Here is a 14,863-nt window from a genome sequence, read left to right on the forward strand (position 1 = left end):
CGTCGTGGCGGCATGTCATTTAGTCTTTGACAGCTTGTGGCCGACGACGGGAGTCCCGTGAACCTGTGGAACTACATCCGAGGACGGGGGGATGTGCTGGCGTTTCTCATGTATCAGCATGCGTCCCTGGCCTTTCAGACGGTTCTGGTCGGCACCGTGGTGGCGGTCGCGATCGCGATCGCGGTCTACCGGCTGCCGCTGCTGTCGCAGCTGACGCTGACCTCGAGCCGGGTCGCGCTGACCATTCCGTCGCTGGCACTGCTCGCGCTGCTGTTGGTGCCGTTCGGTCTGGGTGTGGTCCCGTCGTTCGTGATGCTGTCGTTCTTCGCGGCCTTGCCGGTGATCGGCAATGCGATCGTGGGGCTGCGGTCGGTACCCGCCTCGGTGGTGGAATCGGCTCGGGGCATCGGCTTTTCGCGCTGGCGGATCCTGCTGACCGTGGAGCTGCCGATCGCGTGGCCGGTAATTCTCACCGGCATCCGGGTGTCGACCCAGATGATCGTCGGTGTCGCCGCGATCGTCGCCTACGTCCTCGGGCCCGGGCTGGGATCATTGATCTTCAACGGCCTGTCCCGTCTCGGCGGCGCCAACGCGCTCGAGATGGCACTGACGGGCACCCTGCTCATCGTCGTCGTCGCGCTGGTGTTCGACGCGCTGCTCGTCCTGCTCGGACGCCTCACGATCGCAAAGGGACTGTCATGACCGATGTGAGCAGCCGGCCCGCCCCGCCGGCCCCGGAACGCAAGGTGACCGGGGCGGCCATCACCCTGGACGGGGTGGTCAAGCAGTACCGGGGCCAGCCCCGCCCGGCCGTCGAACGGCTCGATCTCGAGATCGAGGCCGGGCAGATCGTCGCCTTCGTCGGCCCGTCCGGATGCGGGAAGACCACCACGCTCAAGATGATCAACCGCCTGATCGAGCCGACGTCCGGGCGCATCTTCATCGGTGGCCGGGATGTGACCCGCGAGGATCCGGACAAGCTGCGCCAGTCGATCGGATATGTCATCCAGTCCGGCGGCCTGTTTCCGCACTGGTCGGTGCGCAAGAACATCGGTGCGATCCCGCGTGTGCTGGGCTGGGACAAGAAGCGGATCGCCGAACGCACCGAATATCTGCTCGATCTGGTGGGTCTGGACCCGGGCGCCTTCGCCGACCGCCTCCCCAAGGACATGTCGGGCGGTCAGCAGCAGCGGGTCGGCGTGGCCCGCGCGCTGGCGGCCGATCCGCCGGTGCTGCTGATGGACGAACCGTTCGGCGCGGTCGATCCGATCACTCGAATTCGCCTGCAGGACAGCCTGATCGCCATTCAGCACGAACTGGGCAAGACCGTGGTGATCGTCACCCACGACTTCGAGGAGGCCACCAAACTCGGTGACAAGGTGCTGATCCTGTCCGAGGGCGGCCACGTCGAGCAGTACGCGCGGCCGGAGGAAATTCTCACCGCCCCCGCCACGCCGTTCGTGGAGGAGTTCGTCGGCTCGGGCGCGAAGCTGGCGTATCTGACCGTGCAGCGCGTCCGCGACGTCGACTGCGACGAGGTCGTCACCGCCCGGATCGGCGAGCCGGCGGGGGAGGTGATCGCCCGGGCGAAGGCGGCCGGTCACACCTGGGTGGTGGTCGTCGACGAGGCCGGCCGGCCGCGTTCGTGGCCGACACTGGCCGAACTCGCCACCAAACCCGAAGTCTCCGACTTCCTCGATCGCCGGCTTCCGGTGGTGGCGCGCTCCTCGACGCTCAACGACGCCCTCGACACCATGCTCGCCACCAGCCAGGGCGCCGCGCTGGTCACCGACGGCCGGGGCGCGGTCGTCGGCTCGCTCAGCATCGGCTCGGTGACGGAGGTGATCCGGGCCAAACTCGCCGATGTGCGCTCCGACGAGGACGACACGTCCTACGAAACGTATGTCGACGGCACCGATCCGGCGCCGACCCCGGTCGTGGCCGCCGAGGACGAACACGGATCGGCCGAGCCGTCATGACCCGGCTGCGGCGCCTGCCGATGGATGTGTGGTTCGAACCGCTCGTCATCGCGGTGATCGGCATCGGCTACCTCGTCTGGTACCGCGCGCAGACGTTCACCGCCACCGAGCGGGCCTCCCTCGGCTGGGCCAACCTGCGGACCACGATCCTCTCCCATATCGAGCTGACCGTGGTGGCGACGGTGATCGTGGTGGTCGTCGCGATTCCGCTGGGGATCGCGCTCACCCGGCCGTCGCTGCGACGGCTGGAACCGATCGCGGTGAACGTGGCCAATATCGGCCAGGCCGCTCCGGCGGTGGGTCTGCTGGTGCTGTTCACGTTCTGGCTGGGCACCGGATTCCGGACCGCGATCGTCGGTTTGGTGGTGTACGCGATCCTGCCGATCCTGCAGAACACGATCGTCGGATTGCGGCAGGTGGACCGCCGCACGATCGAGGCCTCGCGGGGGATCGGCTTCTCCGCGGCCCGCACCCTGGTGCAGGTGGAATTGCCGCTGGCGGTGCCGGTCATCCTCAACGGCGTGCGCACCGCGCTGGTCATCCTGGTCGGCACCGCCACCTTGAGCACATTCATCGGTGCGACCAGCCTGGGCACCCTCATCACCACCGGCGTCACGCTGTTCCTGCCGAAACTGCTCGTCTCGGGCGCGATTCTGGTGGGCTTGCTGGCGTTGACCATCGACTGGCTGGGCCGGCTGGTCGAATTGGCCGCCACCCCGCGAGGTGTGTCATGACCGCGTTCGGCACCCGGGTCGCCGCCCTGCTCACCGCGCTCATCGCGCTGGCGATGCTGCCCGGCTGCGGGCTGGTGAGTTCGTCGGGCACCTTTCACGAGGCCCGGCTGCCCGACGGCAGCCGCCCGCTCGACGGCGCGAAACTGGTTGTGACATCGAAGAGTTTCACCGAAGGCGTGTTGCTGGGCAAGATCACCGCGACCTATCTGGCGGCGGCCGGCGCGAAAGTCACCGATATGACCGGGGCGCCGGGTTCGGCGTCGTCGCGGCAGGCCCAGCTCAACGGCGATGCCGACATCCTGTGGGAATACACCGGCACCGGCTGGGTCAACTACCACAACGAAACCGAGACGATCGCCGATCCTCACCAGCTCTGGCAACGCGTGCACGATGTGGAGAAGCACGACTACGACCTGGAGTGGTTGCCGCCCGCGAACTTCAACGACACCTACGCCTTCGCGGCGGCGGGCCCGACCGCGCAACGGCTCGGCGTGCGGACGCTGTCGGATGTGGCCGCCCTGCCGGTGCGGGATCGCACCTTCTGCGTGGACGACGAATTCTTCAGCCGCGCCGACGGTTTCATCCCGATGCTGCAGAAGTACGGAATTCCCTACAACGATCCGAACGGCGTGCCGGCCGGTAACGTCACCCGGATGGACGCCGGCGTCGTGTACACGGCGACCGCCAAGAGCGCGCCCTGCAACTTCGGCATGGTGTACACCACCGACGGCCGAGTGAAGAATCTGCATCTCGTCGTGCTCGACGACGACAAGAAGTTCTTCCTCCCCTACAGCGGCGCGGCCGTGGTGCGCGGCGAGATCATCGACCGCTACCCGCAGCTGCGGACGCTGCTGGGCACCATCTCCGAACGTCTGACCAACGATCTGATGCAGGAGCTCAACGGCCGCGTCGATATCGACGGCGAGGATCCCGCCGATGTCGCCTACGACTGGTTGCGGAGCGAGAACCTGGTGAAGTGATCAGTCCCGGTGGCCCGCGGCCAGTCGCGCGATGATGCCGCCGGCCAACACGTCCTGGACCTGTCGTTCGGAAAGCCGGTGCCGCAGGGGGATTTCCACATCGGTACCCGTATTCCGCGCGATCACCGTATCGCCGGCGGCGAGCGCAGCGCGCAAGCCGTCGATACGCAGGATGTCGCCGACACCGAGGCGGTCGTAATCGGCCGGATCGGCGAATTCCAGGGCCACGATCCCGAAATTCGCCAGATTCTGCCAATGGATGCGGGCATACGATTTCGCGACGACCGCCCGCAGCCCGAGATAACGTGGAGCGATCGCGGCGTGTTCGCGTGAGGATCCCTGGCCGTAGTTGTCGCCCCCGACGATCACATGACCCGTGGTGGCGGCGATCTCGGTCGCCTTCCGGGGATAGTCCGGATCGATACGGATGAACGCGAATTCGGCCAGCTTCGGAATATTGGACCGATACGGCAGCGCCCGCGCTCCGGCCGGGGAGATGTCGTCGGTGGATATGTTGTCACCGACGCGCAGCAGGACCGGCGCTTCGATCACATCGGGAAGCGGATCGAAATCCGGCAGTGCCGAGATATTGGGTCCCTTCACCAGAGGTACTGTGCGCGCTTCGGATTCGGGCAGCGGCGCGACCAGCATCGCGGTGTTCACCGACGCCCGCGACGGCAGGTTCGGCGTGGGGTAGTCGAGTGCGAGGTCTTCGGCGAGCGCGCGCGGATCGGTGATCACGCCGGTCAACGCGGAGGCCGCGGCGGTCTCCGGCGAGCACAGCCAGACCGAATCCTCGTCGGTGCCGGAGCGTCCCGGGAAGTTGCGCGGCATGGTGCGCAGCGAGTTACGGCCCACCGCCGGCGCCTGCCCCATCCCGATACAGCCCATACATCCGGACTGGTGGATGCGGGCGCCGGCCCGGATCAATTCGAACGTGGCGCCCATTCTGGTCAGATCCTCGAAGATCTCCCGCGAGGACGGATTGATATCGAAACTGACGTCCGGATGAGTCTGCCGGCCGGCGACGATCGCGGCCGCCATCGCGAAGTCCCGCAACCCGGGATTCGCCGAGGATCCGATCACCACCTGCGCCACGGGTTCCCCGGCGACCTCCCGCACCGGAACCACGTCGCCCGGTGAGGAGGGTCGCGCGATCAGCGGCTCGATGGCACCGAGGTCGATTCGTTCGTCGATGTCGTAGGTGGCGCCCGGGTCGGCGATCAGCTCGGTGAAATCGGCCGCGCGGTCCTCGGCGCGCAGAAAGTCGCGTACCGCATCGTCGGCGGGGAAAACCGTGGTGGTGGCGCCGAGTTCGGCACCCATATTCGCGATGACGTGCCGGTCCATCGCGCTCAGCGTCGCCAGGCCCGGGCCGTGATATTCGATGATCCGGTTCAGTCCGCCCTTGACGCCGTGCCGGCGCAGCATCTCCAGGATCACGTCCTTGGCCGAACACCATTCCGGCAGCGCACCGGTCAGTTCGACACCCCAGATCTGCGGCATCGTGATGTGCAGGGGTTCACCGGCCATCGCCAGGGCCACCTCGAGACCACCGACGCCGATCGCGAGCATGCCGAGCGACCCGCCCGCGGGCGTATGCGAATCCGAGCCGACCATCGTCACCCCGGGTTTGCCGAAGCGCTGCATATGGGTGGGATGCGAGACACCGTTGCCCGGCTTGGAGAACCAGAGCCCGTAGCGGCGACAGGCCGAGAGCAGGAATTCGTGATCCTGGGCGTTCTTGTCGTCGGTCTGCAGCAGATTGTGGTCCACGTACTGGGCGCTGAGCTGGGTGCGGACGCGATCGAGCCCGAGCGCCTCGAGTTCCTGCATCACCAGGGTGCCGGTCGCGTCCTGGGTCAGGGTCTGGTCGATCCGCAGCGCGATCTCCTCCCCCGGCCGCATCCGCCCCGATACCAGATGCGAGGCGATCAGCTTCTGTGCGACGCCGCGCGGCGCATCCTGGGACATCTCCTGGTCGGCCATCTGCCCTCCTCCGCGCATCCGTGCGCCGGGACTCCGGTGCCGAACGCAGTCGTTGGTCCGATGTCACCTCCAGCATGCGCCGATCCGCGCCGGCGCGCTCGAGTCCCACCCGCACCGGGCCGGGCACGGATCCGTCCGGCCGCCTCCGGACCTCGCGGCTCAGCGTCGCGATCGACGGGTTACCTTGCCGGTGAACGGATCCCGGTCGGTGAGGCAGTAGACGCCGCCGACCGGATCGGCCATCACCAGCCACTGTGCCCCCGGGCCGACCCGCCGGGCACCCAGCGATTCGTGCCAGGCGGCGACGGCCTCGATGTCCGAGCAGGCGATGTCGATATGGGCTCCGGCTGTCGAGTCCGGCCCCAACCGCTGCAGCAGCATCCGCACCGGCAATCGCGGTGGCACCAGCAGCCGACGGAATTCCGAACCGCTGGTCGGTCGCAGCGGCCAGCCGGTCAGGGCGGTCCAGAATCGGAGCTCGGCATCGAATGCGGCGGGTGGAATGTCGAGGCAGATCTGGTCCACCCGGCTCACCGCGCCGTCGGGGCCCGACACCGGAGCGGGAATGTGCTGCCCGCGCCCGGTGGTCAGGCAGAATCGCTGTCCGCCGGGTGAACGCACCAGCGACCAGGTGTCGTGATCGGCGAGCAGCGTCGCACCGCAGGCGCGGGCCCGGTCGCGCGCGGCGGCCAGATCGTCGACGTCGAGATCCGGATGGGCCCCACCGTCGTCACCGACCGCCTGGGCAGCGAGGTACGGATCGCCGACGCCCGGACGCAGGGTGGCGAATTCCGCATGGTCCCCCTGCCGGGGCGTGAGCCGCGTCCCGCTGACCGTGGTCCAGAAGGCGAACGCCTCGTCGAAGCGATCGGCGGGACGGTCGATGTACAGCCAGTTCCAGCGAATCATGCACTCCTCCAGGGGTTACGGTCGCGGATCAGGGCTCCGGGGCGGCGGCGCGGACGGGCGGCACCGGGCCGCCGGACGGTGGCCTGACGAGTGGTGCGAGCCGAATTCGCCTGCGACGCCGGGCCATCTCCTCAGGGTAGCTTCCAGCACACAGCAGCGACGGCGCCGGAACGCGGCGGGGTTCGGGCGGGCCGGGGCCGTCCTCGCTACGGACCGACGGCTCCGGGGCACCACCGTATTGGGTTCTCACGCACCGTTTCTCGGCCGTTCGCGCGGCGAGGCTACGGCGTGCCGAGCGGTGCCGCAGGCGCGTCGACGCGTGTCACCGCGAGCCCGGCCGCGTCCGCCAGTCTCGCGAAGGCGACCGCGTCGTAGATCGCCGCCCCGCCGGGATCGTTGTTGAAATACACATAGCCGTCGGCCGCGCCGAAGGTCTCCGCGAGCCGGCGCGCCCAGCCGGCCAGGGCTCGGCGGCCGTAGCGCGGATGCGGGTGCGCCCGGCCGGAATGCAAGCGCAGATAGGCCCAATCGGTGGTGCGCCACAGCGGGGTGACCGGCCGTGATCCAGCGTCGGCCCAGCACAGCGCCGCCCCGCGGCGCTCGAGCACCGACCGCACGGCGGGGGTCCACCACGACTCGTGGCGTGGTTCGACGGCCACCCGAACGCCCGGCGGGAACCGGACCAGGCAGTCGTCCAGCAGGACCGGATCGGCCCGCAGGGTCGGCGGCAATTGCAGCAGGATCGGCCCGAGCCGCTCGGCCAGACCGGCGGCATGATCGAGCAACCGCTGCACGGGTTCGGCCGGCTCCCGCAGCCGCCGCACATGGGTCAGGAACCGGCTGGCCTTCACCGCGACCACGAAATCCTCGGGGGTGCGCTCACGCCAGGACGCGAACACTTCGCGGCTGGGCAACCGGTAGAAGGCGTTATTGCTCTCGACGGTCGCGAAGGCCGCCGCATACCGTTCCAGCCACAGCCGCTGCGGCAGACCGGGCGGATACAGGATGCCGCGCCAATCCCGGTACTGCCAGCCGGAGGTGCCGACGAACAGGGTCACCCTTCCATGGAACCATCTGCTCGCCCCGATCCGGCCGAGCGCGCGGCGGCGCGGGTCTATTACAGTCGTCATAACAGCGGGACACGGGGGTCGATCCGATCCGGCCCCTCAGGTTCGCCGAAGGAGTCTGCGCAGTGAATCCGACCGAAATCCGCACCCACCCCTTCGATCTCGCCACCGAACTGGTGGCCTCGGGCACCGGGCGCTACCTCGGCCGGACCACCGCGGCCTATTCGAATATGGTGGGCCCCTTCGGCGACGTCACCGCGGCGACGGCGCTGCGGTCCGTCCTCGACGATCCGCGCCGCGCGGGCGAGCCGCTGTCGATCACCGTCAACTACGCGGGCCCGATCGCGGAGGGTCCGTTCACGGTCGAGGTCCGGCCGGTGCGCACCAATCGCAGCACCCAGCACTGGATCGTCACCCTGAGCCAGGACGACGCGGTCACCACCACCGCGACCGTGATCTGTGGTTCCCGGCGGCCGACGTGGTCGGAAACCGAGCTCGAGCCTCCGGCCGTGCCCGCCCCGGAGGCCGTGGCACTCGCGCAGCCGCCGGAATTCCCGGTGTGGATGCGCAATTACGAGATGCGTTTCGTCGAAGGCGGCGGTCCGCTCGCCGGTGAGCCCGAGGAACGACCGCATTCGGTGACCACCCTGTGGGTCCGGGACACACCCGCCCGGCCGCTGGACCATCTCGCGGTGACCGCTCTGAGCGATGTGTTCATCCCCCGCGTCATGGTGCGTTTCGGCCGCCTGGTGCCGGCCGGTACCGTCACCCTGACCGTGTACTTCCACGCCGATGCCGCCACCCTGGCCGCGCACGGCGACGCCCACGTCCTGGCCACCGCCCGCGCCCAGCATTTCGGCGCGGGATTCTTCGATCAGACCGCCGGGCTGTGGACCACCGACGGTGTCCCGCTCACCACCACGCATCAGCTGGTCTACTTCAAGCACTGACCCGTCCGCCGAGTCGGCGCGGTCGATTGCGGGTATGCCACCGGGTGGACGCAGGTCTGCCGACCCGAGGAGCGGTGAGCATGCACTGGTTCGGTGCGCCGGAGTACTGGTTGGCGCGCGAGGTCTTCCAGCGCGGTCTGGCGGTGATCTACCTGGTCGCGTTCGTCGGCGCGGCCCGGCAGTTCCGGGCGCTGCTCGGTGAACACGGCATGTTGCCGATCCCCCGATACCTCGCACGGGCCTCGTTTCGGCAGTCACCGAGCCTTTTCCACCTGCACTACTCGGATCGCTTCTTCGCCGCGCTCGCCTGGACGGGCGCCGCGCTGTCGCTCGCCCTGGCCGCCGGTGCGGGCGACCGGGTTCCGTTGTGGGCGGCCATGCTGCTGTGGCTGCTGGCGTGGATCCTGTATCTGTCCATCGTCAATGTGGGCCAGACGTGGTATTCGTTCGGCTGGGAATCACTGCTGCTGGAGACCGGGTTCCTCGCGGTCTTTCTGGGCAACGACCGCACCGCGCCGCCGGTCCTGGTGTTGTGGCTGGCCCGCTGGCTGCTGTTCCGGGTGGAGTTCGGCGCCGGGCTGATCAAACTGCGCGGCGACCCCTGCTGGCGCGATCTGACCTGTCTGTACTACCACCACGAGACGCAGCCGATGCCCGGCCCGCTGAGCTGGCTGTTCCACCACTTGCCGAAACCGCTGCACCGCGTGGAGGTGGCGGCCAACCATATCGCCCAGCTGGTGGTGCCGTTCGCGCTGTTCACTCCGCAGCCGGTCGCGAGCGTGGCGGCGGCCGTGGTGATCGTCACCCAGCTGTGGCTGGTGTTGTCGGGCAATTTCGCCTGGCTGAACTGGCTGACGATCGTGCTGGCCTGCACCGCGATCGATGCTCATTCGGCCGCGGCCGTGCTCCCGCTTCCGGCCGCACCCGCCCTGGCCGATCCCCCACTGTGGTTCACGGTCGTGACGTGCGCGTTCGCCGCGCTGGTCGTCGTCCTGAGCTACTGGCCGGCGCGGAATCTGCTGTCCGGGCGGCAGCTGATGAACGCCAGTTTCAACCGCTACCACCTGGTGAACACCTACGGCGCGTTCGGCCGCATCGAACGCAAGCGCTGGGAGTTGGTGATCGAGGGCACTCGCGATCACCACGTCACCGCCGAAACCCGCTGGCGGGAGTACGAATTCAAGGGCAAGCCGGGCGATCCGCACCGGCTGCCCCGGCAGTGGGCGCCGTACCATCTGCGCCTGGATTGGCTGATGTGGTTCGCCGCCATCTCCCCCGCCTACGCCCGCCCCTGGCTCGCTCCCCTGCTCCGCCGCCTGCTGACCAACGATCGAGACACCCTGAAATTGTTGCGCCACAATCCGTTTCCGGACCGGCCGCCGACCCACGTGCGGGTGCGCAACTACCGCTACCGATTCAGCAGCCGCGCCGAGCTCCGCAGCGAGCACCTGTGGTGGCATCGGGTACCGGCCGGTGACCTGGTACCCCCGATCTCACTGTCGGCACTGGGCAGGTGAGCGGCCGGTCCCTGCCGAGCTATGCCACCACCGACCGCTGCGCCACACCCACGTACTCGCTGAGCGGCCGGATCAGCGCATTGGACTCGCCCTGTTCGATGATGTGGGCGGTCCAGCCGGTGATCCGGCTCATCACGAAGATGGGCGTGAACGCCTCGATGTCGAAGCCGAGCAGGTAGTAGGCGGGCCCGGTGGGGAAATCGAGATTGGGCCGGATTCCGGTGGCCTCGATCATGGTTCGTTCGAGGATGTCGTACATCCGGAGCCATCGCTGCCCGCCGGTCGCGGTCGCGATGTCCACCAGCGCCGCCTTCATGGTCGGCACCCGGGAGTCGCCGTTCTTGTAGACCCGGTGACCGAACCCCATCACTTTCTCCTCGGCCGCCAGCCTGTTCCGCAACCATTCCGCGGCGCGGGCGGGATCACCGATGGCCAGCATGTCGCGCATGACGGCCTCGTTGGCGCCGCCGTGCAACCGGCCTTTCAGCGCGCCGATGGCGGCGGTGACCGCGCTGTAGATATCGGACAGTGTCGAGGTGACCACGCGGGCGGCGAAGGTGGAGGCGTTGAACCCGTGCTCGGCGTAGAGGATCAACGACACCTCGAACGCTGCGACCAGTTCCGGAGCCGGCACCGAACCGAAACACATGTTCAGGAAGTTGGCCGCGAATCCCAGCTGCGAATGCGGGGGAATCGGCTCCAGCCCGTGCCGGCGGCGGTGATCGGCCGCCACGATGGTCGGGAGGACGGCGAGCATGCGTAAGGCCTTGTCCCGGTTCGCCTCCGGCGAATTGTCGTCCTCGAGCGGATCCTCCGCGCCCAGATAGCTGATCGCGGTGCGCACGACGTCCATGGGATGGCAGGTGTCGGGCAGTTTGGCCACCAGCGAGAGCAGCGAGCGGTCGGCGCGGCGGGCGGCACGCTCGCGCTGACAGAACAGTTCGAGCTGGGCGTCGCTGGGCAGCTCGCCGTTCCAGAGCAGATAGGCGACCTGTTCGAAACTGCAGTGGGCGGCCAGATCCTGGACCGCGTAACCGCGGTAGGTCAGGGAGTTGGTCTCCGGCACCACCTTGGAGATCGCGGTGGTGTCGACGACGACCCCGGCCAGCCCCTTGTTGATCGTGGGTACCCGGGTCTGCGTCATCGCCGGCCCCTTTCCGAGGCGAAATCGTAAATGTGGGAATCGAATTCGGCGTAGCGCTCGTATCGCACCAGTTCGTAGAGCCGGCTGCGGTGCTGCATCCGGTCCAGCAGACCGGCCTGGGTTCCGGTGCGGTCGATCTCGCGCAGTCCGGCTTCGGCGGCCGACATCGCCAGCCGCAGCGTGGAGACCGGGTAGATCACCGCGTTGTAGCCGATGGCTTCCAGCGTCCGCGCCGACAACAGGTCGGACTTGCCGAACTCGGTCATATTGGCCAGCAACGGAATCGACACCGCCGCCCGGAACTTCTCGAAATCGGCCGCGGCGGGCAGGGCTTCGGTGAAGATCAGGTCCGCCCCCGCGTCGGCGTAGGCGCGGGCCCGGTCGATCGCGGCATCGACGCCCTCGAGGCCCGCCGCGTCGGTGCGGGCGCAGATCACGAAGTTCGGGTCGCGACGGGCGGCCACCGCGGCCCGCACCCGGCGCACCATGTCCGCGGTGGGCACCACGGCTTTGCCGTCGAGATGCCCGCAGCGCTTGGGGTTCACCTGATCCTCGAGATGCAGTCCCGCGATTCCGGCGTCCTCGAGCAGGGCCACCGTGCGGGCGGCGTTCATCGGCTCGCCGAATCCGGTGTCGGCATCGACGAGGACCGGAAGATCGGTCACCCGCGCGATCTGCCGGCTTCGCTCGGTGACCTCGCTCAGTGTCGTCAGCCCGATATCGGGCAGGGCCAGGTCGGCGGATACCACCGCGCCGGATACGTAGACCCCTTCGAAACCGATCTCCTGAATCAGCGTGGCCACCAAGGGGTTGAACGCGCCGGGGAGGCGTTGGATCCGGTTCGAGTTCAGCCCGGCCCGCAACGCGGCCCGTTTGTCGGCGGCGGAGGTGGCGGCGGCGAGCGGTCGGCTCATCGGAACAGTCCTTCCGGTGATTTCGGCGCGCGCGCAAGCACATCCGCCGAGACGGTGAGCGTGAGTTCCGGCAGTTCGGCCGCGGACAACTCGCCCACGCGCTGCACCACATCGAGGAACCGCTCCTGTTCGGCCGGCGCGACGATGTCCTCGGCCAGGGTGCGGAATTTGGCGATGTACTGCTCGCGCCCGAACGGCCGTGCGCCCAGCGGGTGCGCATCGGCGACCGCGAGTTCGTCCACGATCACCTCGCCGTCGGTCAACGTGACCTCCGCGCGGGCGCCGAAGGCCTTCTCGTTCGGATCGGTGGCGTGGTAGCGCCGGGTCCATTCCGGATCCTCGGCGGTGGAGATCTTGTGCCACAGTTCGACGGTGTCGGGCCGCCGGGCTCGTTCGGGCGCGTAGGAGCGCTCGTGGTGCCAGGTGCCGTCCTGCAGCGCGACCGCGAAGATGTACATCACGGAGTGATCGAGGGTTTCGCGCGAGGCCTCCGGGTCGAATTTCTGCGGATCGTCGGAACCGGTGCCGATCACGACGTGGGTGTGGTGGCTGGTGTGCAGGACCACCGAGGCGATCCGGGCCGGGTCGCCGATGCGCTCGCGCATCCGGCGGGCCAGGTCGATCACGGCCTGGCTCTGATATTCGGCCGAATATTCCTTGGTGTAGGAGTCGAGGATGGCGCGTTTGGGTTCGCCCGGGCCGGGCAGCGGCACCGAGTATTCGGCGGTCGGGCCGCCGAGCAGCCGGGCGATGACACCGTCCTCACCCTCCCAGATCGGCGCGGGGGCGCCCTCACCGCGCATCGCGCGGTCGACGGCTTCCACCGCCATCTTGCCGGCGAACGCCGGCGCACAGGCCTTCCAACTGGAGATCTCGCCCTTGCGCGACTGCCGGGTCGCCGTCGTCGTGTGCAGGGCTTGGCCGATGGCCTGATAGATCGTCTCCGTGTCCAGCCCGAGCAGGGTGCCGATGCCCGCGGCCGCCGACGGCCCGAGGTGGGCGACGTGGTCGATCTTGTGCTCGTGCAGGCAGATCGCGCGCACCAAATCGATCTGAATCTCGTAACCGGTGGCCAGACCGCGGATCAGATCGCGGCCGGTGCGGCCGGCGTGCTGGGCGACGGCCAGCACGGGTGGGATGTTGTCGCCCGGGTGCGAGTACTCCGCGGCCAGGAAGGTGTCGTGAAAGTCCAACTCGCGCACGGCGACCCCGTTCGCCCACGCGGCCCACTCGGGCGAGTAGCGGCCGCCGACGCCGAAGACGGTCGCGCCGGGGCGATACGGATGGGCCAGCGCCTGCGCGCGGGCATTGGTCACCGGGCGGCGCAGCAGCGCCGCGGCTGCCACGGCGGCATTGTCGATGATCCGATTGACGATCATCTCCTCGGTTTCCGGCGGGACCTCCACCGGATCCGTGGCGACCTCGGCGATCCGCCAGGCGAGGTGTTCCGCGCGGGGGAACACCTCCGCCGAGCGGTGCGTGCGGACAAGATGGTTCTTCACAGTGTCGGCCTCCGAAACGGACGGTGATTCGCTTGCTTCGCACGCTAATCGGGCGGCGAACCATCCGGAATCCCTTCACAATTGCCGAATTCTGTTGCGGCGCATCGGCGAAGTTGCGAAGTTTGCGAGGTCGTCCGGTCTCGGGGGCCTATCGGTATCGGTTCTATCGGTATCGGTTTTCTATCCATGCTCGGCCGCGACGGATGACGCGGTGAGCCGGTCGAGCAGACAATCCAGGGCGAAACGGACGGTCTGGTCGAGGACGGCTTCGGGATCACCGTCGAAGCGGGCACGCTCGGCGGTGACGGCGGTCGCCGAGGCGGTGGCCAGCCAGACCGTGCCGGGCGGCTCGCCGTCGCTGGCGTCGGGCCCGCCGACCCCTGTCACCGCCACGGAGAGGGTGGCGTCGAACAGGGTGCGCACGTTGGCCGCGAGCGCTTCCGCGGCCGGTCGCGACACCACCGGGACATCCGGCATGTGCAGCACGCCGCGCTTGACCTCCGGATGGTAGGCGACGACGCCGCCGCGGAACCACTGACCCGCATCCGGTGCCGCGCCGAGTGCCGACGCGATCTTTCCGGAGGTCAGCGATTCCGCGACGGCGATGGTCGCACCACCCGCGGCGGCGAGTTCGGCGATGCGCTCGGCCGCGGATTTCTCCGTCACCGCCGCACCTCCCCCGCCGCCATGTGAGGGCCGCTCATTCGGCCGGTTCCGCGTCGCTGCCACCGCTCTCGCGATATTCGCGCAGCGCGGCGTCGAGTTCGTGCTGCAATCGCTGCACCTGTTCCTCGTCGCCGGCATCCGACGCGGTGGTGATGTCCTGGCGAAGCTGGGCGATCACGTCGTGTGAAACCACGGCAACCTCCTCCGGCCTGGGTGGGTGGGCAGATGCGGGCTAGCTACCCTGCTGATGGGACCGCTGACGGGCCTCGTCGACGTCGGCCTCGGCGCGGGCCTTCTCCGCCTCGGCTTCCTTCTCGGCGGCCTGCCGTTGCGATTCGGCCTTCTCCTGCTGGGCCCGGCCCTCCGATTCGAGGTCGTTCTTGCCGGTGACGATGCCCGCGGCTTCCTTCGCCTTACCCTTGACGTCCTCGACGACGCCCTTGATGCCTTCGCGTGGGCCGCTCTCGTGCTCGGTCACGAAATCCCCTTTCGTCGTGCTTTCACCGAACACC

The 14,863-nt window shown here is 68.6% G+C and carries 15 protein-coding genes; 6 read left to right on the forward strand and 9 right to left on the reverse strand.

Translation table 11 applies throughout. The features are described 5' to 3' along the window. Nucleotides 1–108: 108 nt before the first annotated feature. Genes ON37_RS10865 through ON37_RS10880 form a run of 4 tightly spaced genes read left to right on the forward strand, consistent with a single transcriptional unit; the run spans nt 109 to nt 3,693 of the window. Entirely contained in the window at nt 109–702 is a 594-nt protein-coding gene (locus ON37_RS10865) for an ABC transporter permease (protein WP_085997269.1), read from the forward strand. Continuing rightward, nucleotides 699–1,979 carry an ABC transporter ATP-binding protein gene (locus tag ON37_RS10870; protein WP_040718798.1) on the forward strand — a complete coding sequence of 427 codons (1,281 nt, stop codon included), beginning with the start codon at nt 699–701 and terminating at the stop codon, nt 1,977–1,979. The genes ON37_RS10865 and ON37_RS10870 overlap by 4 nt, the downstream gene beginning before the upstream one ends. Beyond that, nucleotides 1,976–2,713, forward strand: coding sequence for an ABC transporter permease (locus ON37_RS10875; RefSeq protein ID WP_040718799.1), 738 nt, complete (start codon nt 1,976–1,978; stop codon nt 2,711–2,713). Before ON37_RS10870 ends, ON37_RS10875 begins: the two co-directional genes overlap by 4 nt. Further along, entirely contained in the window at nt 2,710–3,693 is a 984-nt protein-coding gene (locus tag ON37_RS10880; RefSeq protein WP_040718800.1) for a glycine betaine ABC transporter substrate-binding protein, read from the forward strand. The genes ON37_RS10875 and ON37_RS10880 overlap by 4 nt, the downstream gene beginning before the upstream one ends. On the opposite strand, the gene ON37_RS10885 is transcribed toward ON37_RS10880, so the two are convergent. The 3 genes from ON37_RS10885 to ON37_RS10895 form a co-directional block, all read right to left on the reverse strand. Beyond that, on the reverse strand, nt 3,694–5,682 hold the full coding sequence (locus ON37_RS10885; protein ID WP_083892887.1) for an aconitate hydratase: 1,989 nt from the start codon (nt 5,680–5,682) through the stop codon (nt 3,694–3,696). It abuts the gene before it with no gap. Nucleotides 5,683–5,841: 159 nt separating this feature from the next. Next, a complete protein-coding gene (locus ON37_RS10890; protein ID WP_040718802.1) occupies nt 5,842–6,591 on the reverse strand; it encodes a VOC family protein in 750 nt (249 codons plus the stop codon). Nucleotides 6,592–6,872: 281 nt separating this feature from the next. Further along, nucleotides 6,873–7,649 (reverse strand): DUF72 domain-containing protein, encoded by a 777-nt coding sequence (locus tag ON37_RS10895; RefSeq protein WP_040718804.1) that lies wholly within the window; start codon nt 7,647–7,649, stop codon nt 6,873–6,875. Nucleotides 7,650–7,783: 134 nt separating this feature from the next. Between ON37_RS10895 and ON37_RS10900 the strand changes: the two genes are divergently transcribed. Continuing rightward, entirely contained in the window at nt 7,784–8,608 is an 825-nt protein-coding gene (locus tag ON37_RS10900; RefSeq protein ID WP_040718806.1) for an acyl-CoA thioesterase, read from the forward strand. Between the two features lie 80 nt (nt 8,609–8,688). Further along, complete coding sequence (locus ON37_RS10905; protein ID WP_040718916.1) at nt 8,689–10,125, forward strand: lipase maturation factor family protein; 1,437 nt, start codon at nt 8,689–8,691, stop codon at nt 10,123–10,125. A gap of 19 nt (nt 10,126–10,144) precedes the next feature. Here ON37_RS10905 and ON37_RS10910 read toward each other — a convergent pair whose 3' ends face one another. From ON37_RS10910 to mbp1, 6 genes are all read right to left on the reverse strand, one after another. Continuing rightward, nucleotides 10,145–11,269 carry a bifunctional 2-methylcitrate synthase/citrate synthase gene (locus ON37_RS10910; protein WP_040718808.1) on the reverse strand — a complete coding sequence of 375 codons (1,125 nt, stop codon included), beginning with the start codon at nt 11,267–11,269 and terminating at the stop codon, nt 10,145–10,147. Continuing rightward, complete coding sequence (gene prpB / locus ON37_RS10915) at nt 11,266–12,183, reverse strand: methylisocitrate lyase (RefSeq protein WP_040718809.1); 918 nt, start codon at nt 12,181–12,183, stop codon at nt 11,266–11,268. Before prpB ends, ON37_RS10910 begins: the two co-directional genes overlap by 4 nt. Beyond that, nucleotides 12,180–13,685, reverse strand: coding sequence for a 2-methylcitrate dehydratase PrpD (prpD, locus tag ON37_RS10920; protein WP_040718812.1), 1,506 nt, complete (start codon nt 13,683–13,685; stop codon nt 12,180–12,182). The genes prpB and prpD overlap by 4 nt, the downstream gene beginning before the upstream one ends. Before the next feature lie 180 nt (nt 13,686–13,865). Then, complete coding sequence (locus ON37_RS10925; protein ID WP_040718814.1) at nt 13,866–14,351, reverse strand: CinA family protein; 486 nt, start codon at nt 14,349–14,351, stop codon at nt 13,866–13,868. Nucleotides 14,352–14,385: 34 nt separating this feature from the next. After that, on the reverse strand, nt 14,386–14,544 hold the full coding sequence (locus ON37_RS34075; RefSeq protein WP_245553149.1) for a hypothetical protein: 159 nt from the start codon (nt 14,542–14,544) through the stop codon (nt 14,386–14,388). A gap of 39 nt (nt 14,545–14,583) precedes the next feature. Then, nucleotides 14,584–14,829 carry a microaggregate-binding protein 1 gene (gene mbp1, locus ON37_RS10930; RefSeq protein ID WP_040718917.1) on the reverse strand — a complete coding sequence of 82 codons (246 nt, stop codon included), beginning with the start codon at nt 14,827–14,829 and terminating at the stop codon, nt 14,584–14,586. Nucleotides 14,830–14,863: the final 34 nt, after the last annotated feature.

It is taken from the genome of Nocardia veterana NBRC 100344 (assembly GCF_000308855.1).
Taxonomy (GTDB): Bacteria; Actinomycetota; Actinomycetes; order Mycobacteriales; family Mycobacteriaceae; genus Nocardia; species Nocardia veterana.

Coding starts and splice junctions, on each gene's coding strand:
- ON37_RS10865 (WP_085997269.1), top strand. CDS start 109: ATGTATCAGCATGCGTCCCTGGCCTTTCAGACGGTTCTGGTCGGCACC.
- ON37_RS10870 (WP_040718798.1), top strand. CDS start 699: ATGACCGATGTGAGCAGCCGGCCCGCCCCGCCGGCCCCGGAACGCAAG.
- ON37_RS10875 (WP_040718799.1), top strand. CDS start 1,976: ATGACCCGGCTGCGGCGCCTGCCGATGGATGTGTGGTTCGAACCGCTC.
- ON37_RS10880 (WP_040718800.1), top strand. CDS start 2,710: ATGACCGCGTTCGGCACCCGGGTCGCCGCCCTGCTCACCGCGCTCATC.
- ON37_RS10885 (WP_083892887.1), bottom strand. CDS start 5,682: ATGGCCGACCAGGAGATGTCCCAGGATGCGCCGCGCGGCGTCGCACAG.
- ON37_RS10890 (WP_040718802.1), bottom strand. CDS start 6,591: ATGATTCGCTGGAACTGGCTGTACATCGACCGTCCCGCCGATCGCTTC.
- ON37_RS10905 (WP_040718916.1), top strand. CDS start 8,689: ATGCACTGGTTCGGTGCGCCGGAGTACTGGTTGGCGCGCGAGGTCTTC.
- ON37_RS10910 (WP_040718808.1), bottom strand. CDS start 11,269: ATGACGCAGACCCGGGTACCCACGATCAACAAGGGGCTGGCCGGGGTC.
- prpB (WP_040718809.1), bottom strand. CDS start 12,183: ATGAGCCGACCGCTCGCCGCCGCCACCTCCGCCGCCGACAAACGGGCC.